Annotated in this window: 20 protein-coding genes and 1 pseudogene; 5 read left to right on the top strand and 16 right to left on the bottom strand. The window is 63.0% G+C overall.

What is annotated here, in order from left to right; all coding sequences use genetic code 11:
* Positions 1-12 precede the first annotated feature (12 nt).
* From QWJ46_RS04305 to QWJ46_RS04335, 7 genes are read right to left on the bottom strand one after another with little or no spacing between them, the layout of a single operon-like run.
* Positions 13-942: a Flp pilus assembly protein CpaB gene (locus tag QWJ46_RS04305; RefSeq protein ID WP_184455965.1), complete on the bottom strand. Its 930-nt coding sequence runs from the start codon at positions 940-942 to the stop codon at positions 13-15.
* A complete protein-coding gene (locus QWJ46_RS04310; protein WP_302749208.1) occupies positions 939-1,850 on the bottom strand; it encodes a hypothetical protein in 912 nt (303 codons plus the stop codon). The genes QWJ46_RS04305 and QWJ46_RS04310 overlap by 4 nt, the downstream gene beginning before the upstream one ends.
* Position 1,851: 1 nt before the next feature.
* Positions 1,852-2,532, bottom strand: a complete 681-nt coding sequence (locus tag QWJ46_RS04315) for a TadE/TadG family type IV pilus assembly protein (RefSeq protein ID WP_302749209.1) — start codon at positions 2,530-2,532, stop codon at positions 1,852-1,854.
* A complete protein-coding gene (locus tag QWJ46_RS04320) occupies positions 2,504-4,147 on the bottom strand; it encodes a TadE/TadG family type IV pilus assembly protein (protein ID WP_302749210.1) in 1,644 nt (547 codons plus the stop codon). Before QWJ46_RS04320 ends, QWJ46_RS04315 begins: the two co-directional genes overlap by 29 nt.
* Positions 4,144-4,941, bottom strand: coding sequence for a TadE/TadG family type IV pilus assembly protein (locus tag QWJ46_RS04325; RefSeq protein WP_302749211.1), 798 nt, complete (start codon positions 4,939-4,941; stop codon positions 4,144-4,146). Before QWJ46_RS04325 ends, QWJ46_RS04320 begins: the two co-directional genes overlap by 4 nt.
* A gap of 5 nt (positions 4,942-4,946) precedes the next feature.
* Entirely contained in the window at positions 4,947-5,510 is a 564-nt protein-coding gene (locus QWJ46_RS04330) for a prepilin peptidase (protein WP_302749212.1), read from the bottom strand.
* Between the two features lie 15 nt (positions 5,511-5,525).
* Complete coding sequence (locus QWJ46_RS04335; RefSeq protein ID WP_088674954.1) at positions 5,526-5,729, bottom strand: hypothetical protein; 204 nt, start codon at positions 5,727-5,729, stop codon at positions 5,526-5,528.
* A 510-nt stretch (positions 5,730-6,239) separates the two neighbouring features.
* Here QWJ46_RS04335 and QWJ46_RS04340 point away from each other — a divergent pair.
* A complete protein-coding gene (locus tag QWJ46_RS04340; RefSeq protein WP_257784635.1) occupies positions 6,240-6,371 on the top strand; it encodes a hypothetical protein in 132 nt (43 codons plus the stop codon).
* The gene (locus tag QWJ46_RS04345; protein ID WP_302749213.1) at positions 6,371-7,525 is read left to right on the top strand and encodes a CpaF family protein; all 1,155 of its coding nucleotides are present in this window, start codon (positions 6,371-6,373) and stop codon (positions 7,523-7,525) included. The genes QWJ46_RS04340 and QWJ46_RS04345 overlap by 1 nt, the downstream gene beginning before the upstream one ends.
* 65 nt (positions 7,526-7,590) lie before the next feature.
* Here the strand turns inward: QWJ46_RS04345 and QWJ46_RS04350 are convergent, their stop codons facing one another.
* Positions 7,591-8,325, bottom strand: coding sequence for a class I SAM-dependent methyltransferase (locus tag QWJ46_RS04350; protein ID WP_302749214.1), 735 nt, complete (start codon positions 8,323-8,325; stop codon positions 7,591-7,593).
* 48 nt (positions 8,326-8,373) lie between these two features.
* Positions 8,374-8,625, bottom strand: coding sequence for a DUF1127 domain-containing protein (locus QWJ46_RS04355; RefSeq protein ID WP_302749215.1), 252 nt, complete (start codon positions 8,623-8,625; stop codon positions 8,374-8,376).
* Positions 8,626-8,720: 95 nt separating this feature from the next.
* Here QWJ46_RS04355 and QWJ46_RS04360 point away from each other — a divergent pair, with 95 nt between their 5' ends.
* Both QWJ46_RS04360 and QWJ46_RS04365 read left to right on the top strand, forming a co-directional pair.
* Positions 8,721-9,572, top strand: a complete 852-nt coding sequence (locus QWJ46_RS04360; protein WP_302749216.1) for a helix-turn-helix domain-containing protein — start codon at positions 8,721-8,723, stop codon at positions 9,570-9,572.
* A pseudogene (locus tag QWJ46_RS04365) lies at positions 9,526-9,738 on the top strand (carboxy terminal-processing peptidase); the annotation flags it as partial. The gene QWJ46_RS04360 and the pseudogene QWJ46_RS04365, both read left to right, overlap by 47 nt.
* A gap of 35 nt (positions 9,739-9,773) precedes the next feature.
* Here QWJ46_RS04365 and QWJ46_RS04370 read toward each other — a convergent pair.
* The 7 genes from QWJ46_RS04370 to QWJ46_RS04400 all read right to left on the bottom strand — a co-directional run bounded on the left by QWJ46_RS04370 (position 9,774) and on the right by QWJ46_RS04400 (position 19,618).
* A complete protein-coding gene (locus QWJ46_RS04370) occupies positions 9,774-10,142 on the bottom strand; it encodes a hypothetical protein (RefSeq protein ID WP_184491528.1) in 369 nt (122 codons plus the stop codon).
* Between the two features lie 23 nt (positions 10,143-10,165).
* Entirely contained in the window at positions 10,166-10,633 is a 468-nt protein-coding gene (locus tag QWJ46_RS04375; RefSeq protein ID WP_302749218.1) for a hypothetical protein, read from the bottom strand.
* A 20-nt stretch (positions 10,634-10,653) separates the two neighbouring features.
* Complete coding sequence (locus QWJ46_RS04380) at positions 10,654-11,862, bottom strand: hypothetical protein (protein WP_302749219.1); 1,209 nt, start codon at positions 11,860-11,862, stop codon at positions 10,654-10,656.
* 54 nt (positions 11,863-11,916) lie between these two features.
* Complete coding sequence (locus QWJ46_RS04385; protein WP_302749220.1) at positions 11,917-12,681, bottom strand: TfuA-like protein; 765 nt, start codon at positions 12,679-12,681, stop codon at positions 11,917-11,919.
* On the bottom strand, positions 12,671-13,855 hold the full coding sequence (locus QWJ46_RS04390) for a YcaO-like family protein (protein WP_302749221.1): 1,185 nt from the start codon (positions 13,853-13,855) through the stop codon (positions 12,671-12,673). The genes QWJ46_RS04385 and QWJ46_RS04390 overlap by 11 nt, the downstream gene beginning before the upstream one ends.
* A 30-nt stretch (positions 13,856-13,885) precedes the next feature.
* The gene (locus tag QWJ46_RS04395; RefSeq protein WP_302749222.1) at positions 13,886-16,861 is read right to left on the bottom strand and encodes an AAA family ATPase; all 2,976 of its coding nucleotides are present in this window, start codon (positions 16,859-16,861) and stop codon (positions 13,886-13,888) included.
* A 144-nt stretch (positions 16,862-17,005) separates the two neighbouring features.
* Complete coding sequence (locus QWJ46_RS04400) at positions 17,006-19,618, bottom strand: AMP-binding protein (protein ID WP_302749223.1); 2,613 nt, start codon at positions 19,616-19,618, stop codon at positions 17,006-17,008.
* A gap of 342 nt (positions 19,619-19,960) precedes the next feature.
* Here QWJ46_RS04400 and QWJ46_RS04405 point away from each other — a divergent pair, with 342 nt between their 5' ends.
* The gene (locus QWJ46_RS04405) at positions 19,961-20,857 is read left to right on the top strand and encodes a GGDEF domain-containing protein (protein WP_302749224.1); all 897 of its coding nucleotides are present in this window, start codon (positions 19,961-19,963) and stop codon (positions 20,855-20,857) included.
* Positions 20,858-20,896: the final 39 nt, after the last annotated feature.

The raw sequence follows: 20,896 nt of genomic DNA on the forward strand, positions 1-20,896 counted from the left end.
TCCCCGCAACGATCACATGCGCGTCCAGTTGATGCTCGGCAGGTCTTCGACGCTGTTATCAGTCGGATTGCGCAGCACGAGGTTGAGGCTGCCGTTCGCCTGGCCCATGGCGAAGATCAGCATCTCGGCTTCCGACGGCGTCACTTCGACCGTCACGTGATTATAGCTGCTATTGGCCTTGGTGACCGCACCTTCCGGCGTGGTCGCCGCGCCGACGGCGAGCACCTTGACGTTCTGCAGGAAGGTGCGGGTGACGACGCGGGTGCGCGAGCTGATGCCGAGCTTGTAGTCCTGCGCCTGTTTCCGGTAGGCGTTGATGTCGTTCTCGTCGGCGCCCGGATATTGGGTGAGATAATTCTTGAGCATCTGCTCGACCGGCGAGGGCGGCTGGGCCGGAGCCGCCGGTGCGGCGGGCGCCTGGCCGGGTGCGGCCGGTGTCTGCCCGGGAGTTCCCGGCTGCGCCGCGGCGGGCGGCGCCACCGGCTCGACCGGTTCGTCGACGGTGCCGAGAATATCGACATAGCTGCCCGGCTCGACGAAATGGCCGACCGCCTCGGCGGCATTGACCGGCAGGGTGAGCGCCCGCTTGCCGGGGGCGATCATCGTCGTCAGCCGCCCGCCGTCGGTATCGTCGAAATACTGGAAGAGCAGCACCGAGCCGGCCGGAATGTCGGCGGCTGCCGTCCGGTCCTTCAGCCATTCCTGATAGGCGCTTGCCGCAGGCACGGCGAGCTTGGCGAGCGCTCCGAAGCTTTCCGGCAGCATCACCGGTTCGGCGAGCATGTCGGGGGTAATCGCCTGGCCTCTCGTCACCTTTTTGTCGGGCTGGAGCCGCATGAAGGCGTAGGCCACCTGCTCGTTCTTGACGCTCTCGGTCCAGAAGTAGAGCAGGACGCCGGTGATGAGCCCGACGATGACAGCGGCAATGAGCTTCCAGTTCATGGTGTTATTCCCCCTAAGAAGGCTTGCCTGATTTGAATGACCTCAACGGTCCTGCCGTCGGTTTTGCTTCTGGTGTAGAGAACATTGGCTTCGACGCTGCCGCGCCGGCCGTAAAGCGCGGTGACGCCGCCACGCTCAGCCGGCGGCGTTTCGATGGTGAAGCCATCGCGGATTAGCAGGTCGGCGCGCTGATCGGACCAGCGCGCGGCGGCAAGCGTGCCCTTCGATACCACCGTGCGCGACATATGGCCCTTGTCATGGTCTCCGATATCGCTCAGCACCTCGACGCCGGCCGGCGGCCGCAGCGACAGCGGCAGCTTGCCGATATCGGCAGGGGCGGCGAAGGCCGGCAGCGTCGCGGCGACATCGTCGAAGCGGCTCATCAGCACTTCGGTCATCGGCGCATCGGCAGGCCGGCGGATCATGATCGAGACACCCGGGATCGGCGCTCTCGCCGACGGATCGTTCGGATCCTGCCGCCTGAGGTAGTCAAGCGCAGCCTCGCCGTCGCCGTCGAAGAAGCGCACGACAACGGCAAGATCGTCGCGGATGCGGCTCACCTTCGGAACGATCATCATGTTGGCTGCGATGACGGCGGTCAGCTCTTCCCGGTCGCTGCTTTTCGGCATGGCCGGCCGGGTATTGGCGGCCAGCACCCGCAGCCACTCGTCGGTGATCTCGGCAATGCTGCGATCGCTCTGGTAGGGCGTGAACTCGAGCGGCTGGCCGTTGATGACGAGATCGCGCGGCGCCCGTTCCGGCGTCCCGAGAATGCCGGCCAGCATCGAATTCAGCGTCACCCGAATATCCTTATAAATCTCGGCGCGGCCCGGTGTAGCCATCACGGCGAGCCCGACGACCAGCGCCGTGCCGAGGAGATGAATGGAGATGCGCGAGCGCTGTGCCATGTCACTTCGCCCCCGGAAAGACGCCGTCGAAAAGATCGCCGGAATCGCTGGCCACATCGCGGATTTCCCGGCGCAGCGTCGGGTCGTAGCCGCGCCGCGTGGTGTCGTTGTCGTGCGAGATAAACAACGTCGAGTCGTCGACCGTGAACGCATCCTTCCAGCGGATGCTGCGGATGGTGTCGAGATCGTCGGAATCCCTGAACTTGTAGACACGGTCGGCGGTTGCGGTGACGAGCTGCGGCTTCTCGTCGGCAAGCGCGCCGACCATATCGCCGAAATCGCGGCCATTACCCTTGAGAGTGTTCTGCACGTCGTCCCAGACAAAGGTGCGTTGGGGATCGCCGCCGCCCTCATGCGAGGGCGTGCGCGAGCAGTTGATGGCGTCTCCTCCGGGCAGGGCCGGCAGGGCCGGGATCGGGAAAACCTTGGAAAAATCCGAAGTGCAGGTGAGGCCGGACGCCTCGGCGAAGGCGGCGTTGCGCATGGCAAGCATGGTCGCCACCTTCTTGGTGGAGATCCTGTTCGCATGAATGACGAAGATCACGATCAGCAGGATCACCGGCGCGGCGAGCACGAATTCGATCGAGGCCAGACCGCTCCGGTCGCGGTGCAGCCGCATCATGAACCCGCCGGCCGGAGCGTTGCCGGCATGCTCAGTGTGTGTTGACGGCAGCCCAGGCATTGGCTCCTCCCTGGTCGAAGACGCGTGTCAGGCCGGTGAAGCTGTCGGCGGCCGGGCTTTGTTTGATGGTGCCGGAAACCGCGCCGATATCGTCGGCAAGTGTCGCCGGCGCCAGCGAGGCAAGCCAGTCCTGGGTGTAGAGGTCGAAGGCCGTGTAATTATGGACCCAGCTCTGCGCCAGCGCATAAGCGGACGGCGTCTTGTCCTTGAACAGCCGGACCTGGAGCCTGGCGCGCGGCGCCCGCGAAACGATCGCCAGCGTCTGGTAGTCGGTAAGCTGGTCGCCGCCGAAGGGCGTGAAATTGAAGGGGATGCGGCCCTTCAGCCAATAGGGCTTCGGGAAGGAGAGGAGCGGCAGACTGACGCCGGTCACCGAGATCGCCCCGCCCGCCGGGCCGCAGACCTGGTTCCAGATCATGTCGAACTTGCGGGTGAAGTCGTTCTCGTCCTTCGTCTGCGAGTCGGAATAGCGCGGCGGCACATCGATCGGCAACTGGAAAGGGTTGGTGATGCCGAAACCAACGCCGAAGACCTTGTCGGCGATCCAGAAGCTGGCATCGAGCGTCAGTTCCTGCCACCAGCTGAGATCGCCGGCATATTGCTCGACAATCGCCTTGAACGGGACCTTGCTCAGGTAGGCCGGCCCGAAAGCTTCGTAGAAGATGTAGAACTCCACCAGCTGATTGTCGATGCCGCTCTCGTGGTTGACCCAGTCGCGGATATGGCTGCCGTCGACGCCGCCTGCCGTCAACGGACCCTTGCCGTTCGGGAAACCGCGATTGGCGTATTCGCCGCGCATCAGAAATGGGTCCTGTCCCTGGGTGCCATAGGACATGGCAAGGCACATTTCCGTATAGGCAGCGGCGGGATTGATGCCATCACGGTCCACCGGCAGGTTGCCGCCGGCGCCTTCCCCGGCCTGGCCGCAGGATTCGCAGGGCGGATGGAAGACGACATGATCCGACTTGTTCAAACGAACCAGATGCAAGGCGTCGTTGCCGACCCGCTCGGGAAAACTTTCGACGAGGTAATCGTTGAGGTCATTCATCGCGTCGATGATGTCGCTCGATTTGTTGATCAGACCGAGGGGATCATACTTGACCTGCGCCGCCACCGTATAGGCGATCGCCTTGGTGGCTTCGGTCGCCCGGAACCCCTGGAACGCCAGGCAAGCGCCGTAGATGATGCCGCCGACGATCGGGACCTTCTGCCAGCCGGGGCAATAGGGCATCGGCGGCAACGGCGGCAGCAGCGACGCCGGTCCGAAGCCTTCGGTGAAGGAATATTGGGCGAGTTTCGCCAGAATGGCGGCCGAGCGCAGGGCGAGTTCCGCGGTGGTCAGCTGGTAGGCGACCGACGTCGCCATGACGACGGTTGCCTGCGACGAGGCGACATTGTTCATCGCCATGATGTTGAGATAACGCGCCTCCCAATCGGCATGGACGAGTGCGGCGGCATCGGCGGTATCCTGGGTGCGCTGCTTGTCGTAGATCATCTGTCCGGTATTCAGGATCCAGACGATCATCAGCGCGAGCGCGATCGTCATGTAGAGGATGATCGGAGACAGGAAGCCGCGCTGGTCGCGGTGCAGGCGATGGATGAAGGACGGTGTCATAGCAGGTTCACCTCCGCCGTCGAAATCGTGTAGTAGCGCCCGTCCTTCCGCTGGCCGCGGGCAAACACCCAGCCGGCATATTCGAGCAGCAGGAAGCGCGCTTCGACCTTGGCCGTGACAGGCACATGCGGCGTGCGGTTGATGGCGGCATAGAGCGCCATCGGGGCGCGATCGACGGTGACCGTGACGTTCTGCGGGTCGAACATGTAGCGGGCCTGGTTGCGCATCGCGCGCCAGTTCTTCGAAAGGCCCGAGGCGTCGGCAAGGCTCTTCAGCGCCTCTTCCGGCGGCTGGCAGGCGCCGACGCATTTCAGCTGGTCGTAGGGCGCCGCCGGGATCAGCGCCAGGCGGGCGGCAAGATCGGCCTTGCCCGCTGCAGCGTCGTTATCGCAGGTCTTGGGGCCGATGAAGCTGTGGATGGTGATCGGCAGGGCCGGGCAGAAATAGACGCGGGCGCTGCGCGCCGCCGCATAGGCGGCATAATGGGTAAAGAGGTGGTTCTTCGCCAGGATGGTGAACTGGAAGACCACGAACATGAAGAAGACGAAGATCGGCGTGACCAGCACGAAATCCATCATCGTCGTGCTGCCTGAGACATCGCCGTGAAGCTCCGACAGCCGGCGCCGGCGGGCGGAAAGCCGCGGCAGCAGCAGCATCGAGGTTAGCAACAGCATGGCGATCGCGAAGGTGCCGAGAAGCGCGCCGTGATCCTCAGGGATCCAGAAGGTCCGCGAGTGCAGGATCGAACTCCAGAAAGCACCGTCGAAAGTGGGGCGTTCGAGTTCCGCGCGCATTGCCGTTACCTCACGAGGGAAAGAGGGGTGAAATCAGGCATGAACAGGCACCAGAGAAGTCCGAGAGCGGCGGCGACGCCGAAACGGACGGTATGATGGGTTTCGCGCGGCTTCAGCACGGAAGCGGCATCGCGGAAACCGGCGGGCAGCAGCAGGGCGAACAGGCCGAGGGTTCGGGCCAGCGCGCTCCATTGAACCCGCCGCGCCATCGAGAAAACGGCAATCGTGCCGCCGAGCATCAGCGATGCGAGCGTCACGTCGATGGCCGGCCAGAGGCCGAGAACGGCGCCGAGCGCCGCCATCAGCTTGACATCACCGCCGCCGCAGCCTCCGGCTGCGAAGGCGATGATGAAGATCAGGCCCGAGGCAAGGAGGCCGGCAAAAGCCAGGCCGATCCCTGCCAGACCGCCGCTGATCGCTGCCAGCATGAAGCCGGCAAGCAGACAGGGGTAGGTGATCGCGTTCGGGATCTGACCATGGCGGTGATCGAACACCGCCGCGGTCGTGGCGCAGGCGACGGCAAGAGCCGCCGCCGCTGGCATCAGGGTCAGATCGTAGGTCATGTCCATGACGCCGACCCTCGCTTATTGACCCGGCTCAGGAATTCTCTCGGCGTCGGAGAGAGCCGTGTTCTTTTCGTTGAACCATTCGCCGATCTGTTTGCCGAATGCGAGCAGGAGCAGCATCAGCGGAATGACGATCAGGGCGACGGCAAGGACGATCTGGGCCATGTCGCCGCGTTCGTCCTTGTGAAGTGCAATTGCGAGAGTCTTGAGATTTCCAAACATCTGCGTATTCCTCGTTCCATGGTTTGTTTCGGATCGAAGACCTTGATGAAGAAGAAGCAAGCATACGCCATCGATCCGAACCAGCACGTTGCTCGTTCCAATGATTTTTTCTGCTTCTGCTTTTCTTCCCCGGTCGCCAACGCTTGTTGAGCAACATCATTAAGACCCAAGAGTGCGCCCAAGGCCAGCCCTCCGTCAAGCAAACGGAAGGCAGGGTTCCAATTGTCTTGGAGGCGTCGCCTGCAGACATGCGGTTGGCGGTGGCGTTTTCACGCTAACCGACTGATTACGCTATAATTTTTTTGGGTGAGGCATGCTGTGAGGCGGTTTTCGCTGATATCGTCAGCTGCTCCATTATTGGTCAATGGTTTCAAGGTGATAGAACAGACGGAAGCAACGCGCCCATAGTGGCGGGCGGGCGAGGGCGCCCCCATGGCGTTGCTTGCCGATCTGGATTAAGCTCGTCGTCAATATTGGGTATGGCCCGTCAGTCGTTCCGGAGACAAAACCATGGAAACGATGAGCAGCGTCTTGATACTTGCATTGGTCCTCATTCCACTGATGTTGTTCTTTCCGACTGCGGTCCAGATGATGGTGACGCTGTTCGGCATGAGTTCCGTTCTTGTCGGGATGCCGCTCTGATGAAAGCCGTTTCCGACGACGCTGCCGAACAGGCGACCTTCCAGGTTCTGACCCGGGCGCTGGACAAACTGCTGGCGCCGATCCGCTTCCTGCTCGAGGATCCGAGCGTTTCCGAAATCCTGATCAACGGAACCTCCGACATCTTCGTCGAACGGCGAGGCAAGCTCGAGCGTGCCGATACGCGTTTCGCCAGCCGCGAGGATCTGGAATCGGCGGCGCGCAGCATCGCGCAATTCTCAGGCAAGCGCCTGACGCCGGAGGAGCCGAGCGTCGAAGCCCGCCTGCCGGACGGTTCGCGCGTGCAGATGATCCAGCCGCCGGCCGCCCGCACCGGGCTCTGCATTTCCATTCGCCGCTTTCTGAGAGAACATCGCAGCATTCGCGACCTCGTCACCCAGGGCAGCCTGACGGAGGAGTCGCTGTCGTTGCTGCAGGCAGCGGTCGGGCTGCAGAAGAATGTCATCATCTCTGGCGGCACCGGGACCGGCAAAACGACGATGCTGAACGCGTTGTCGGAAGCCTTCGCCGATCATGAGCGTGTCATCGTCATCGAGGACACCTCGGAACTGCAGATCCGCAAGGAACACGTCGTCTATCTCGAAGTCACCAAGCCCGACAGGTTCGGTCGCGGCGGCGCCAGCATTCGTGAGCTGTTCCGCTCTTCCTTGCGCATGCGGCCGGACCGCATCATCGTCGGCGAGTGCCGCGGCGGCGAAGCGCTCGATATGATCCAGGCGATGACATCGGGCCACAGCGGCAGCCTTTCGACCGTGCATGCCAATACGCCCTACGACGCGCTTCACCGCCTGGAAACCCTGGCGCTGATGTCGGATATCGACATGCCGCTGCGGCCGCTGCGCTCGCAGATCGCCTCGGCCGTCGACGTCGTCGTCCAGATTGCCCGATTCAAGCGCACCGGGCGGCGACGGGTCATCGAAATTTCCGAGATCAAGGGCCTCAATGATGACGGCCAGTATATCGTCGAGAGCATCTACAAGCTCGACGGCGGCGGCCATTCGAACTCGGATGGAGAACTGCGCTGGACAGGCGCCGTGCCGAGCTTCGCCACGGAAGCCTTTGAGGAGCTGGGAACCGGCCTGACGGAGCTGCCGAGCTGGATGAAGCCCGCAGCGACCCCTCACCGGCCTGAGTAAAAAGGCGGGATCGGTCCCGCCGACCTCGACAGATCGCGAGCGACCTCGCCGTTTAATTCCCTGGCCTAACCTGCAATCTTCTGCCAGATGGAGACATGTCGATCGCTGCCCTTTGTGAACGGCTCCTTTTTCCACCCGCCCCATCGGTCTTTGAGTTTCAGGCCGGCCAGCCGCGCCATCAGGTCGAATTCCGCCGGCCATGCATAACGAAACGGGACCGAGAACTGCCTGTAGTGTCCGTCCCGGATCCGGATGTGATGGGACGTGAAGTTCTGGCTTACCACGTCGTACTCGTCGACGCCCCAATGCGTCTCGCTGCGGTCGAACGCCAGGATCGTCTCGCCGAGCGGAAGCCGCTGAAGCGGCGGGACGCCAACCTCGATCAGGAAGCGCCCGCCAGTTTCAAGGTGTGCGGCCGCGTTCTGAAAGCAGGCGACCTGGGCTTCCTGCGACGTAAGATTGTTGATCGTGTTGAAAGCCAGATAAACGAGGGAAAAACGCCGCTCGACACGGGTTGTCGCCATGTCGCCGATCACCACCGGAATGTCCGCGCCGCCTTCTTTGGCGCGAAGGCGAGACACCATCGCTCGCGAAAGCTCGATGCCTTCCACGTCTACCCCTTTGCGCGCGAGAGGGAGCGCAAGGCGCCCGGTCCCGATCGCAAACTCCAGCACACGCCCACCGGCTGCGTACTCGGCCAGGAGATCGACCTGGGGATCGACGACCTCCGGGGCCGAGATCCCTTCAGCGTCATCGTAGGTAGCGGCGACCTCATCGTCAAAAAAACCGTCGTCGTGCATCTTGCTTGCCTCTCTGATAATGCGGTTGCCTGAGGACCGGGAGTGCGATCACGTTGCCCGTCTCTTCGCGGGCAACGCGTCAATTGGTCCTAGCGATCGCGCCAGCTCGCCAATCTCGTGGCGGGCGACGCCGATGTCTTCCAGATCGCGGTCCGACAGCCACTCTAGTGCCTGTTCCGTTTCGCGCCGTTGCCACCAGCGAAGGAGGGCGGGCGCTGCAAACCGCAAAGCTGCCATCTTCGTCAGAAGGCTGGGAGCAAAACGATCCGAAATTTCAATGTGCCGGAGTTCGAATGTCATAACCTACGTCCAAGTTGTGTTGCGGTGATATCAATCTAGTGAAATGCCAGCCGACGTGTTATCGGCAGTCTGTCAAATTATGTCTGTGAGACGCCATGATTGCCCGCGACAACCTGACCAATGTTCATCTGCCGGAAGACGCATTTGGAGATTATCCGCACACCGCCGTCGCTCAGGGTGGCGCAGAGCCCGCCGGGCGAACCTATTCTTTCCACGTGCACCACCGCGCTCAGCTTTTCCAGATCGTGCGCGGTTCGCTAAGGCTGGAGACCGAGCGGGGCTACTTCATCGTTCCGCCTGAACGGGCCGTGTTCGTGCCGTCAGGCGTCCTCCACGAGGTGACATATCTGCAGGAGACGGAGCGCAGCTACCTCTTCTTCCGGCCCGATGCGGTCGTGAACCTGCCCTCGGAGGTCTCAGTGATCGGTACGACGCCGCTCCTGCGCGAACTTATCCTGGCGTTTCTGGAAATCCCGCGCGCGGAGGCCGGCAGTGCCCCTGCCGAACGGCTCGTCGCCGTCATTCTCGACCAGCTTCAGACGAGTACGGTCGCGCCGCTGTCACTTCCCTCGCCGGCATCCGAACGCCTCCGCAGCATCGCTTCGGACATCCGCAACGAACCGGGTGCCGATTGGCCACTCGATGAACTTGCGTCGCGTGCGGCCATGTCCCCCCGCAGCTTTCAGCGCCATTTCCAAACCGAGACCGGCATGAGTTTCCGCGCCTGGCGTCAGCAGGCGAAACTCCTCAAAGCAGTGGAGTGGCTCGCCGCCGGCCGCAGCGTCGGCGATATCGCCTTCTCGCTCGGCTACTCGGGCCCCAGCGCCTTCATTGCGGTGTTCCGGACGGCCTTCGGAGTCTCTCCCGGACAATACTTCCAGGAAACCTTTCCTGGCCCTGGTGCCGGATCCCCCGCGCCGCCGGCGCAATCACGCGCTTCTGGCTAAAAACGGCAAGGCAGAGTCATCGCCTAATATCAGCCTGCGGGGACTGTCGGATCTCGCGAATTTCGGCGAGACTAGTTATGACAATGCTCTGCCATGGGCGGAGATCAAGCCGGCGAAATACGCGCCGGAAGGCGATGTCGCCGCCTTGCTGCCGGAGCTGCAGAGCCGCCATGATGCGCCGGTCGGGCGGCTTCCAATCCGCTACTTTAGCGCCGCGACCTCTCGCCTTAAAGCCGCGACCTCCTCCCTTAACTCCTCGACCCCTTTGGCAAGGTTGTCGAGATCCTTTGGCGATACGGCCCCTTCTTTAGGAAACGTAATTTTTCCACTCGCATCAAGCTCGCGCGGAATATTGTATTTGGAAGTACCATGTGCCGGATCATCGATATCGACACGACCTGCGCCGTCTCTAATCCCCACCGCTATCTCGAAGGTCGTCGGGGCAGCTATTTCAACCTCTTTGATCTCTTCACCCGTTGCTAAGTTCACGCAGGGTCTGTTGCTGAGCCAGTCTGTCGCTGTGAGCGCTGCACAGGCTTCCGATACGTAAACCTTGACTCTATAAGCCATAATTGTCCTCCCGTTGTTGCGAGCTAGTCGTTTTGCAGGCGGCCATTGCGATGCGCCATCCTCAACGTGATAGCGTAGGAGCTAGGGGATCTCTTCCCGGGCAGCTGCGAATCCAAGATAAGACTCCTGGCATCGGCAAAGGCCGTTGAGACTTCGAGGATTTGTTCAGACGCGGTGATCCGCCACATTTTGTAACCGAGGCATGTGTCAAAGCCGCAGCCGACCGCAGGCTCGGCATTCGGACCTGTAACAATAAAAATGCGAGTTGAATCCAGCCTGTAGCAGTGACCCTCGAAAGCGTAGCCATACGCAAGCACCGTGGAGCCGATTATTGTTCCGGCTCGTAGTCTGATCTGGAGCTCCGTCGTTCCCGCCATCCCGACCTCCAGATGGGCAATGCCGCCGGCGTCATTCAAATCCACTCCATAGAGTATGATTTCATCCGCTACATAGTGAGGTCCAGAAGGTGCTGGAACGCTGTCGTCTGTCATCGATGCCTCCCGTCGTGTGGTTAGAAAATGCCGCGCCACCTCATGCAATCTTCAAGCTGGTCGAGATAAGTCACCCCGCGCCCGCGGCTCGCCGCCTCGAGGAGGGCAACTGCCGCCGCTTCGAAGGTCAGGCTGTCCGGGTCGAGGTATTTCCAGGAACGCAGGAGCGCTTCGCCGATGATGTCGCGCGCCTCCTGCAGGGCGGCCTTCACCGCGAAATGCATGAGCTCATAGGCTGCCGGCGGGGCGTGAAGTCCTTCTTCCATCAGCCTCGGCGCCATCTGCTGACGCAGATCGCTGAACCGCTTCGGATCGATATCCGACAGCCCGCGCTCGAAGAGCAGCGACTGGTAGACCTCGATCAGGCAGTCGAACAGCCCCGCCGCAAAGGGTTTCGATTGGTCGTGCACTTCCCGGCTGACATCGCCGATGCGAAGCGAGTTGTTGAGCAACCGGAGCTGCTTCTCGTCGCTGAGCTCGGCAAATTTGTCGAGTTCATTGTGCAAGAGCAGATTTCCGCCGGTGCGGCGCAGCAGCCGGTCGAGCGCCGTATCGAAATGCAGCAGTCCGAGCAGCGATATGAAATCGGCGATCGCTTCGTGATAGGAGAAGAAATCGCAGCCGGATCCGTCGCCTTCGAGGATCCCGAGTTCGCTGAGCAGGATGAGGTGGCCCATTTCGTGGGCGACTGCGTCGAAATTCAGCGCGAAACAGGATGTCGGGCGCTCCCCCTCGCTCTCGCCCAGTTCGAGAAAGCCGAAGCCGGATTGAGCGTTCTGCCAATGCGGGATGCGGGGAACGATTTCCAGCCGTTCCAGCGTCGGCTGAAAGAACCAGACGAGCGGGCGCCCGAGATAGCCCTCGCAGATATCGAGGACGCGGCGGGTGCAAGCATAGCTATGGGTTGCAAGGAATGCCGGTGAGTCCGGCCCGATGTGATCGAAATGCCCGTCCGGGCCGGGTTCGGCCGGCGGGCGCAGCAGGCCGGGATAGGGCGGGATATAAGGCGCGGCATAGGGCGATTTCGCCTCAACAGGATTTGCCACATAGATCCGGTCGTCGGACGGCCCCGCCAGGATCGGCCCACCCGAGGGTCCGATCCACACCACCTCGGGTTTTTCATAGCCGGGAATGAAGGAAGGCTGGGGAAAGACAAGGAAACGTGTCCCTAACGGCCGCTCTGCAGCTGCCCCGGTGCCTGCGCCCTCGTTCTGCGTGATGGCATCCAATGCCGCCCCCGCCGCTCGTTGCCCAACGTCAAGCGATCGTCGACTATACCAGTACTACGTGCCTTTCGGCAAGAGACTATCGAGCATGTTGTAGTACTCCATGTCATTGGCGAATGATTCCGTAAGTTCAAAATCGCAAGGAGCGGAGATATTCGGGCGTTTGATCTTTTGAGCGGCGAGATATGTCAGGAGATTTATCGCATCGGTCCGCTTCCCGCTTATGATGCCAATTTTCAGCCAGGTCTTTAGTGCTTGAATCTGGTTGGCGGGGCACCGGTTGTTTTCAGCCGCCGCCAGAAGCCTGGAATATGATCTTTCGCTGAAGTGAATTGCGCTCGCCAGCGTTTCAAGCTGGTCTCGAAGCCGCCTTTGAATGACGCCGGCGCGTTCGGCTTTTCTGAGCGTCAGCCTGATGTCGATCAGGGCATCGCCCAATGCGCGTGATCCGAGTGCTGCGGGCGCAATCGGCACGGTGACATCGGCATCGTCGGCGAGCGGGTGCCGCCGGTACCAGCGGTAGATCATCCCATGGCCGATCATGCCCTCAGGCGCAAGTTCGGCAGCCCGCAGCGCGCCGATGCTGGCGGCACCATAGACGCGCACGCCCTGGGCCATCGCCCATAGGATTTCCTGGTGGCGAACCGCCGGAAGCTCCCCGAAGACGCCGTCGATCAGCACGATCGCCGCAGGCTGATGTCGCGTCACGGCCCGCACCACATCCGCGCATCCGACCGGAGGACGATAGATCGCGTCGAGATATGTCCGGGCCTCCGTCTCGGAAAGCGTGGGGCCGAGAAAAACCACGATATCACAGGGCAAGATCGGCCTCCGGATTGGTTTCGAGCGGCGGAGCAACTACCCGCACGACGTGGAGCGGCACGCGTTCATCGGAATGGAGAACCACAAGAGCGGCCGCCTGCGCGCCCGCCAGCTTCAATGCCTCGATCACCGTCCTGATGGAGGGGCTGCCGGCGGCGGACCCCTCTTCGCAGACATAGGCTCGGCCGCCTCTTGCGAGCTCTCCGCGCCATGCGGCTAATTCCGCAGCGTCGGCAGGGCCGTAAAGCTCCGACCTGATATCGTCGCGCGCCGCTGAAATCACGCCGAGGCGGGACTGGCAGGCTTCGAGCAAGGCGCTCGTCAGCGCCCTGTCGTGGGTGAAATCGCAGCCGAAGCCTTCGGCCGGCAGCGGTGCAAAGGGGGCTCGGCTTGCATCTTCCATGACATGGCACCAATAGACCGGCAGCGCATGCGGCGTCGGGATTTGCCAGATCCCGACGACAAACCCTGCCTTGGACAGACGCCGGATGATCTCGCCGGCGCTTCCCCGTTGAACCGAGCTGCTGTCGATCTGGAAGCGGTCGAAGAAATGCGGCGTCTTCATCGCCGTGCAGCGGGCCTGACGTTCCAGAACTTCGAGGCACGCATGCAGCACCGCGCCTTGAAGGCTGGTGCCTGCTGCAAGCCCCGTCGTGTCGCGGGCGAGCCAATGGGGATGCGGCGACGGGACGATATAGGCGGAGTCCACAAGGGCAAGCGGAACGGCGATTTTCCGCCCCGAAAAGAGATCGAGCCCGTCAATCCAGGAAAGCGTCTCCGCGCCCCGGCCGGCGCCGAGCTGCGACCAGTCTCCCCGTTCCCTGTCGCGGAGGCTTGCCGTGAAGATGCGCTCCGGAGCAATCCGCTCCGAAGCCCAGCCCTCGAGCGATTCCATCAGGCCCGATATCGCCGCTAAGGCAAAGGTCAGACCCTTGCCCTGGCTGACCGCGACGGAGCGTGAGCGCGGCCGCACGACCTGGACGACCGGGATGCCGATCCGGTCGAGCCCGGTGATCGAACCCAGCCTGGTAATGCCGTAATCCTCTCTGCGCGCCAGGATGCGCCGCACCGTCTGCCCGGGATCGGGAGGCGAGGGGGCCACGGTATCAAGGACCGTCTCAAGGACGGTATCAAGGATGATATCGAGGATATTATCGAGCCTCCCTTCGTCCATCGCATCCTTCCATCCAGGCTACGGCCGCTGCTATGCGTCCCGGCTGCGCTTTGCCCTTGCCGCCAGCCAGGCGGCTTCCTGTCCCTCGGCGATCTGGACCGCGCGCGTCAGGTCTCTTCTTATCGATGACGGCGTTTCATTCAGATCGCGCCTCAGCGTCGCGCTGAGGCGATAAAGCTCAGCCAGCCAGAATGATTGGCCGCTGCTGCGGCCGACGCTGATCGCGTTCCGGACGGTCGCCAGCGCTTCGGCTGGCCTTCCGAGCCGCTGCAGCACCTGCGCATGCATGTCGCTGTGCATGGAAAAATTGTCGTCGGTGCCCAGTTGCTGCTGCAACAGCAGGCCGGCCTTGAAACGCGCCTCGCCGCGCGCTGCCGATGAGGTCATCAGCTCCGCCCAGCCGCAATACATATTGGCGCGCGCCTGGCTGGCGGCGAGCCCGTGCCGCTCGGCAAGCGCCAGCATGCGTTCGCCGAGCGCATGGACATCGTCATATCGGCTTTGGCAGCGGCGGAGCACGATGGCGTAATAAAGCGCATGCACCATGCTGCCGGCATGATCGGTCGAACCAGCCCATTCCAGGCACTCGTTGATCGCAGTTTCGCTGGCCCCGGCCTCGTCGAGCAGCAGATAGGAGAGGGCGCTTTCGCCAAGCCCGCAGACCCTGGCGTCATGTCCGCCGAAGAAGGCGCGATGTCTCACCGCGCTTTCCGGATCGTAGAGCTTGAGGCCTTTGGCGACGCAATCGAGACAAAAGCGGTGCTCGCCGGCGTGGAAGCTGGTCGCCCAACCGCAGTGATAGGATTGAAGCCTCGTCTCCCGATCCTCGACGGCCTGCATGTCCGCCACGAGAATGCGCGCGCGTGATTGCTGCGTCAGAATGTTGGGTGCCGTGAACCACCATCCCCAATAGACCGGGAAATGGTTCATCCGCACGGCCGTCGGTTGTTTCTGCAGAAGCTGCATGGCGCGGGAATAGACCCGCCGCGCGTTCTCCGAGCCCTCGCCTTCGAGGGCGCTCGCCACGACGCCTTGAAGTTCGCACAGGCTGAGGGCGAGTTCGGTGCGCTCGGGGTGGCGGCGGGAAAGGCTCGCCACCTCCCGCGCGCAGAGTTCGAGCGAGACGTTGGCCTCGTGCATGGCCGAGCGCAGAACGCTTGCTTCCGCCGCCGCCAGGGCAAAGCGGGCGGCGGCATCATGCAGACCGGCCTCGGCACATTGCCAGGCGGCGATCGCAGCCGGCAGGCTGGGCTTTGCTTCGGTGATCAGCCGATCGGCGATCCGCCGGTGGATGCGGCGGCGGTCGCTCTTCAGCAGGCTGCCATAGGCCGCCTCCTGCGCGAGCACGTGGCGGAACTGAAAGGAGCCCTGCGTGACGGACGAACGCTCGATGATGCCCTCGGAAAGCAGCCGGTCGATATCGGCGTCGACACTCCGGCGGCTGACGCCTTCGAGGAGGTAGATGAGCAGCGAGATGTTGAATTCGCGGCCGATGACGCTTGCAATCTGCGCCACCCGCCGCGCCGAACCGGTCGCGGCGAGCTTGGCGGACAGCAGATCGTTAAGCGAGGTGACGCTGCCGTCGCGCAGCAACTCTTTCCATTCGGACAAGGACTTGCCCAATGGCTGCCTTCCCTGGAAGAAATAGGCCAGTTCCTCTGCGTAGAGCGGCATGCCGTCGCATTGATCGAGAATGAAATCCGAAAGCCCGGGCGGTGGATGCTCACGCCAGATCGAGGCGACGAGATCGCGAACCGCGGCAGAGCTCAGCCCCGACAGCTCGATCTCGGTCGCAACCGCAAGCGACCGCCTGATTCTCGATGTCTGCACCACGAGGATCGGCAGAGCGCCGGCCAGCGACCCCAGCCGGTCGATCAGTTCCAGCGTCATGTCGTCCGCCCAGTGGACATCCTCGAAGATGAGCAGCGTCGGCACGGTGGCCGCCTTGCAGGTCAGAATCTCGACCGCGGCTTCGATCACCTTGCGCCGGAACGCCAGCCCGGATGGGTCGGAGACGCGGATATTGCGCGACGTTGTCAAGGAACGGTCGGCGGTGAATGAGAGAATTGCGTCGGCGACGGCGGCGTCCATCTCTCGGCCGGTCGCCTGAAGCGCCCGCATGAAGGTCTCACGGTCGCCATCCCTCAGAACCGAGGGCTCGACCAGCCTCTCGAGAAAGGAAACGAAGGGATGCAGGGGCTGGCTCTCCAGGCGCCTGCCGCACTGAAAGACCACCGTCTCATGGGCGGTCTGTCGCAGCCGCCTGGCGAATTCGCCGACCAGCCTGGATTTGCCGATGCCGGCCTCGCCGACGACGGCGATCAGGCTTCCCTTGCCTTCGAGCGCCGAATGCCAGGCGCCGGAAAGGGCGGCAAGCTCCCTTTCCCGGCCGCGGATCGGCCTGTCGCGCTCCTCAGACGGCGATGCTTCGGGCGCTGACCAGCCACGCTCCTGCGGCCGCCAGAGCGCAATCGGATCTTCGAAGCCCTTCAGTCGTGCTTCGCGAACCAGGCTATAGTCGAATTTGTGCCGGGTGAGCTTCACGGTTGAATCGGCGACAAGCACGGAATTGGGCTCTGCCTCCGCCTGCAGGCGAGCTGCAAGCACCGGCGCCGTGCCGACAATCTCATCACCTTCCGTGGAGAAGACCACGAGACCGGTGGCGACCCCGATCCGCAGCTGGAAGGGCGTGCGTGTTTTGGTTTTGCTCCCGGCGGCGATGTGCAGCAGTTCCAGAGAGGCCTGCACCGCGCTTTCGGCGGCATCTTCGGATTGCTCGGGATATCCGAAGAAGCAGCATCCGCCATCGCCGAGGCGCTGATGAAGAAACCCCCCGTGTTTTCTTATGATCGTTTCGGCATTCTGATGTAACGCCGAAACCGATCGGAAGAATTTCTCCGGCTCGCTTCGCAACAGAAGTTCCGTCGAGCCGACGATGTCATAGAAAAGGGCAGTGACCTGTCGCCGCTCACCTGTGAACCGAATTCGTGCGTCGAGGGTTTTCATTTGCGGTCGCCCAACACCACATAAGCCTTGTTCAGCACATCCGATTTAGTGCTTGCATGCAAGCTTTTCGTGTGGTGGCGCTAATATATATCCGCTATTTCGCCTGATCTGCGTCAGCCCGGTCGTAGCCGCGCCGAAAACGGCTCAGGCAGTCTCCGCCGCAATGGCCCGCCCGCTCGTGCTGCGGGCCATCGCTATGCCGCCCAGCAGGTTGCGAAGATCCGCCGCGGCTCTGTTGGCGATGACGCCGAGCGCCAGGCCGCCTGATATCGCCAGCAGATGCAAGACGGAAGGTGGCAGCGCGGCCGCTGCCTCAGGCATCAGCAGCTCCGGCACGAAGCGGTGCAGGAGGTAGGTGGGAAAGGCGGAGACGGCGATCAGCGTCACCAGACGCCCCAGCCGCACGGGCAGGGGAATGCGCGGCAGATAGAGCAGCGCCATAAGTGCGGCGAAGATCGTCAGATATTTGACCGTCGTTCCGATCCAGAGCGTTTCCCAGAAGGCGAGATAACCGAGCACGGCCGCGGCAACCGCCGTCAGGATGATCCGCTGCGCCGGCTTGCCGGCGAGGCCTGCGCACCAGCCGAACATGCCGAGATGCAGGACCCAGTAGAGGGTGAATATCTGCCGCTGGCCGATATCGAAGACGTGCGGCAGGGAAAACCGCGCCGTGACCGCCAGCGCCAGCAGCACGAGCGAGAAGGCGAAGGGCTGCGCCTGCGCCAGCCTGCGCACCGCATGCACGGCGAAAACAAGCGAGAAGACGAGAAGCGTTTGCGCATAGGCTTCGATGAACCAGTAGAGATAGGGAAGCATCTCGTGACGCTCCGGCTCGGCATAGCCGAAATTGCCGGTGAGCGTGATCGAAGCCCAGGGAATGGTGCGCCAGGCGAGCCCATAGGCGGCGGCGATGAGAAAATAGGGGACGAGAACATTGATGACAGGCCGCAGCGCATGGCGGAAATCGCCGGCGAGGAAATGGCCCGACTGGAAGCGCGCCAGGCTGAAGCCGACGAGGAGCAGCATCACGCCCGATCCGCCGGGAATGGGCCAGAGCATCTCGTGATGGACGACGACGAGCAGGATGGCGATCGCCCGCAGAACCAGATCGGTCGGCAGCGCCCGGATCTCTGCGCTCCGGCCGGACGCGGCGACCCGCGGGCTGATATCGAGCTCGGCAATCCGCCTCTGCTCCCAGCCTTCCGGCAGCTCGACGCCAAGCCGGTCGAGCTCCATCGTCAATTGCAGGAAACGCAGCGAATCGCCGCCGAGCGAGACGAAGCTGTCGTTGCGGCTGACAGCGTGGGGGTAGAACACCCCCGTATAGGCATCGAGCACGCTCACCGCCGCCGCACGGCTTGTCTCGCGCGCCGCCAGCATCTCCTCGCTCAGGCCCGCATAATCGGTCTTGCCGGAGGCAAGCCTCGGAAGCTCGCCGCGCACCCTGACGGAAACCAGGCTGGCGGGAAGATGGCTCGCCTCGACGAGCGTCTCAAGCGCCCGGTCGGCGTCACGCGCATCGGTCACATAGGCCTGTAGACCGTGATCGTCACCAACGACGGCGGCCGCGATCCCCACTTCGGCCAGAACCTGCTCCATGATGTCGAAGCCGATCCTCAGCCCCGCGACCTTGGCGAAACGGCTCTTGCGGCCGACGATCCGGTAAAAACCGTCCTCGTCGCGCATGGCGATGTCGCCGGTCATCAATGCCGCGACCTCGGCCCCGCGCTGAAGATCGGCGCGGTCGGCGCCGTAGCCCATCATCACATTCGGGCCGGCATAGACGAGCTCCCCGGCAACACCGGCCCGGTCAAGCGGACGCCCGTCATCGCCAACGAGGCTGAGCCTGCCGCCGGGAATGGCGATGCCGATCCGCTCTTCATGGTCGCCCACGCTTTCCGGCGGCACGAAGGCGATACGGGCGGCGGCCTCGGTCTGGCCGTACATGACGAAGAAGCGGCCGCCGCTCGCGCGCATATGGTCGCGGTAGAGGCGGATCAGTTCCGGCGCCAGCCGGCCGCCCGCCACGGTCATGAAGCGCAGCGCCTTGAATTCGTGGCTTCGAAAGCCCGTCTTTTCCATCAGCTCGTAGGAGTAGGGCACACCCGAAAGATTGGTGCAGCCGCTTTCGCCGAGCAGCCTTGCAAAATCCTCGCTCACCACGGAGACGCCCGGAATGAAGATGCTGCCGCCGGCAATGAGATGCGAATGGAGGACGGAGAGGCCGTAGGAATAGTGAAGCGGCAGAACGAGCGCGGTCCTGTCGGCAGCGGAGAGCTCGAGATAGGAAGCGATCGAGCGCGCATTGGCGTCAAGATTGGCATGCGAGAGGCGAACGGCCTTCGCCGGGCCCGAACTGCCTGACGTCATCAGCAGCAGGGCGAGATCCGGATGCAGCGGCGCAGCACTTTGCCCGGGCCAGGTTTCCTCGACGAGCCGCCAGCGGCCATCGGCCGGGCGGTAGGTGAACTCGGGCTGAAAGGCGGGCAGAAACTCTCGCCAAAGCCTGTCATCGCAGGGCGGCAGCATGGCCACCGCGTGGCCGGCGCGCAAGGCGCCGAGATAGGCGACGATCGCATGTTCCGAGATCTCGGCCGAAATCGCCACAAGCCGCTTTTGCCCGCCTCCCAGCCGCTCGGCAAAGCGCCGCGTCCGGGCGTTGAGGTCGGCATAGGAGAGCGTCCGCCCGTCCGGGAAGACAAGGGCAGGGCGATCGTCGGCGCGAGCGATTTCGGAAAACAGGTTGGCGGGGATCATGCTGACGCTTCGGATTGGCAGAAAACTGGCCGAAGCGCGTATAATCCTTGACTATCGCAGTCAACTAATTTCCGGGTGCATATCTGCGCCGCGCCAACTGCTGCGGTCCTCGCACGCGCTGGGGGAGCGGTGTCGTCACCACCGCAGCGGCTGTTTCACCGGGGCGGCGAGACCAGCCTTGCAGCATGGCTTGCGCCCCGATCCCGCGGCAGCCGATGTCCGATCATCAGCGGGAATGTTGACGCTTCCGTAATCACGGCAAGCGCCTTTGCTTGCCGAGCGGCTCTTTTCTCATAGGATTTCTGCGCCATCTCTTGCCAGGGCAACCAGACAGGGTCCGGTATGGACGATACAATCGAACAGCTTCTCCATCTTTCCGCACAGACGGAAACGCTGATGGCGGTCTATGATGGCGATGACCGGCTGCGTTATGCCAACAGCGCCTTTCGCTCGGCCTATTTCATCGAGCCGGAGGAAACGCCGCTCTGGCCGGATCTGATGCGGCGCAATTTTGATCTCGGCCGCGGCACGGTCATCCGCACGGATAATTTCGAGGAATGGCTGCGCTCGACCCAGTCGCGCCGCGGCAAGATCGGCTATCGCGCCTTCGAGACAGATCTTTCCGACGGCCGCTGGCTGTGGATGACCGAGGCGGTGCAGAAGAACGGCTGGATGCTGTGCATCGCCAGCGACATCACCCGCCTGAGAGCGCATGGCCGCACTGTCCGGCAGGATCGCGACCAGGCGATCAAGGCCTCCTACACCGACGAACTCACCGGCGTCGCCAACCGCCGCTTTGTGATGGCGCGCGTCGAAGACATGCTTGAAGCCGTCAGGCATGGCAGCAGCGGCTGCCTCGCCGTCTTCGACATCGATAATTTCAAACGCATCAACGATCGGCTCGGCCACCACGCCGGCGATCTCGTGCTGCGCGATTTCGCCCACCGCATCCACCAGAATGTCCGCCGCAACGATTGCTTCGGCCGCGTCGGCGGCGAAGAATTCCTCCTCGTCATGCCGGCCACCAGCCCGGAAGACGCCCTTGCCATGGTCGAGCGCATGCTGACGGTGATCCGCTTCTCCCGGCCGCTGCCGGACTCGCCCGACTTCAGCTACACGTGTTCTGCCGGCATTGCTGCATGTGTGCCGACGGACAGCGCGCCGGAGCTTTATCGGCGGGCGGATCAGGCGCTTTATGATGCGAAGATGAGCGGGCGGGATAGGGTGCGGGCGGCGTAGGGGCAGACAGCGGAGGTTTGAGCGGCTAATGCCTGCCGG

It is taken from the genome of Rhizobium sp. CBN3 (assembly GCF_030518245.1).
Classification (GTDB): Bacteria; Pseudomonadota; Alphaproteobacteria; order Rhizobiales; family Rhizobiaceae; genus Rhizobium; species Rhizobium aethiopicum_A.

Coding starts and splice junctions, on each gene's coding strand:
- QWJ46_RS04310 (WP_302749208.1), bottom strand. CDS start 1,850: ATGGCACAGCGCTCGCGCATCTCCATTCATCTCCTCGGCACGGCGCTG.
- QWJ46_RS04370 (WP_184491528.1), bottom strand. CDS start 10,142: ATGGCTTATAGAGTCAAGGTTTACGTATCGGAAGCCTGTGCAGCGCTC.
- QWJ46_RS04325 (WP_302749211.1), bottom strand. CDS start 4,941: ATGCGCGCGGAACTCGAACGCCCCACTTTCGACGGTGCTTTCTGGAGT.
- QWJ46_RS04305 (WP_184455965.1), bottom strand. CDS start 942: ATGAACTGGAAGCTCATTGCCGCTGTCATCGTCGGGCTCATCACCGGC.
- QWJ46_RS04315 (WP_302749209.1), bottom strand. CDS start 2,532: ATGCCTGGGCTGCCGTCAACACACACTGAGCATGCCGGCAACGCTCCG.
- QWJ46_RS04330 (WP_302749212.1), bottom strand. CDS start 5,510: ATGGACATGACCTACGATCTGACCCTGATGCCAGCGGCGGCGGCTCTT.
- QWJ46_RS04375 (WP_302749218.1), bottom strand. CDS start 10,633: ATGACAGACGACAGCGTTCCAGCACCTTCTGGACCTCACTATGTAGCG.
- QWJ46_RS04320 (WP_302749210.1), bottom strand. CDS start 4,147: ATGACACCGTCCTTCATCCATCGCCTGCACCGCGACCAGCGCGGCTTC.
- QWJ46_RS04390 (WP_302749221.1), bottom strand. CDS start 13,855: ATGGACGAAGGGAGGCTCGATAATATCCTCGATATCATCCTTGATACC.
- QWJ46_RS04355 (WP_302749215.1), bottom strand. CDS start 8,625: ATGACATTCGAACTCCGGCACATTGAAATTTCGGATCGTTTTGCTCCC.
- QWJ46_RS04350 (WP_302749214.1), bottom strand. CDS start 8,325: ATGCACGACGACGGTTTTTTTGACGATGAGGTCGCCGCTACCTACGAT.
- QWJ46_RS04400 (WP_302749223.1), bottom strand. CDS start 19,618: ATGATCCCCGCCAACCTGTTTTCCGAAATCGCTCGCGCCGACGATCGC.
- QWJ46_RS04335 (WP_088674954.1), bottom strand. CDS start 5,729: ATGTTTGGAAATCTCAAGACTCTCGCAATTGCACTTCACAAGGACGAA.
- QWJ46_RS04360 (WP_302749216.1), top strand. CDS start 8,721: ATGATTGCCCGCGACAACCTGACCAATGTTCATCTGCCGGAAGACGCA.
- QWJ46_RS04395 (WP_302749222.1), bottom strand. CDS start 16,861: ATGAAAACCCTCGACGCACGAATTCGGTTCACAGGTGAGCGGCGACAG.
- QWJ46_RS04345 (WP_302749213.1), top strand. CDS start 6,371: ATGAAAGCCGTTTCCGACGACGCTGCCGAACAGGCGACCTTCCAGGTT.
- QWJ46_RS04405 (WP_302749224.1), top strand. CDS start 19,961: ATGGACGATACAATCGAACAGCTTCTCCATCTTTCCGCACAGACGGAA.
- QWJ46_RS04340 (WP_257784635.1), top strand. CDS start 6,240: ATGGAAACGATGAGCAGCGTCTTGATACTTGCATTGGTCCTCATTCCA.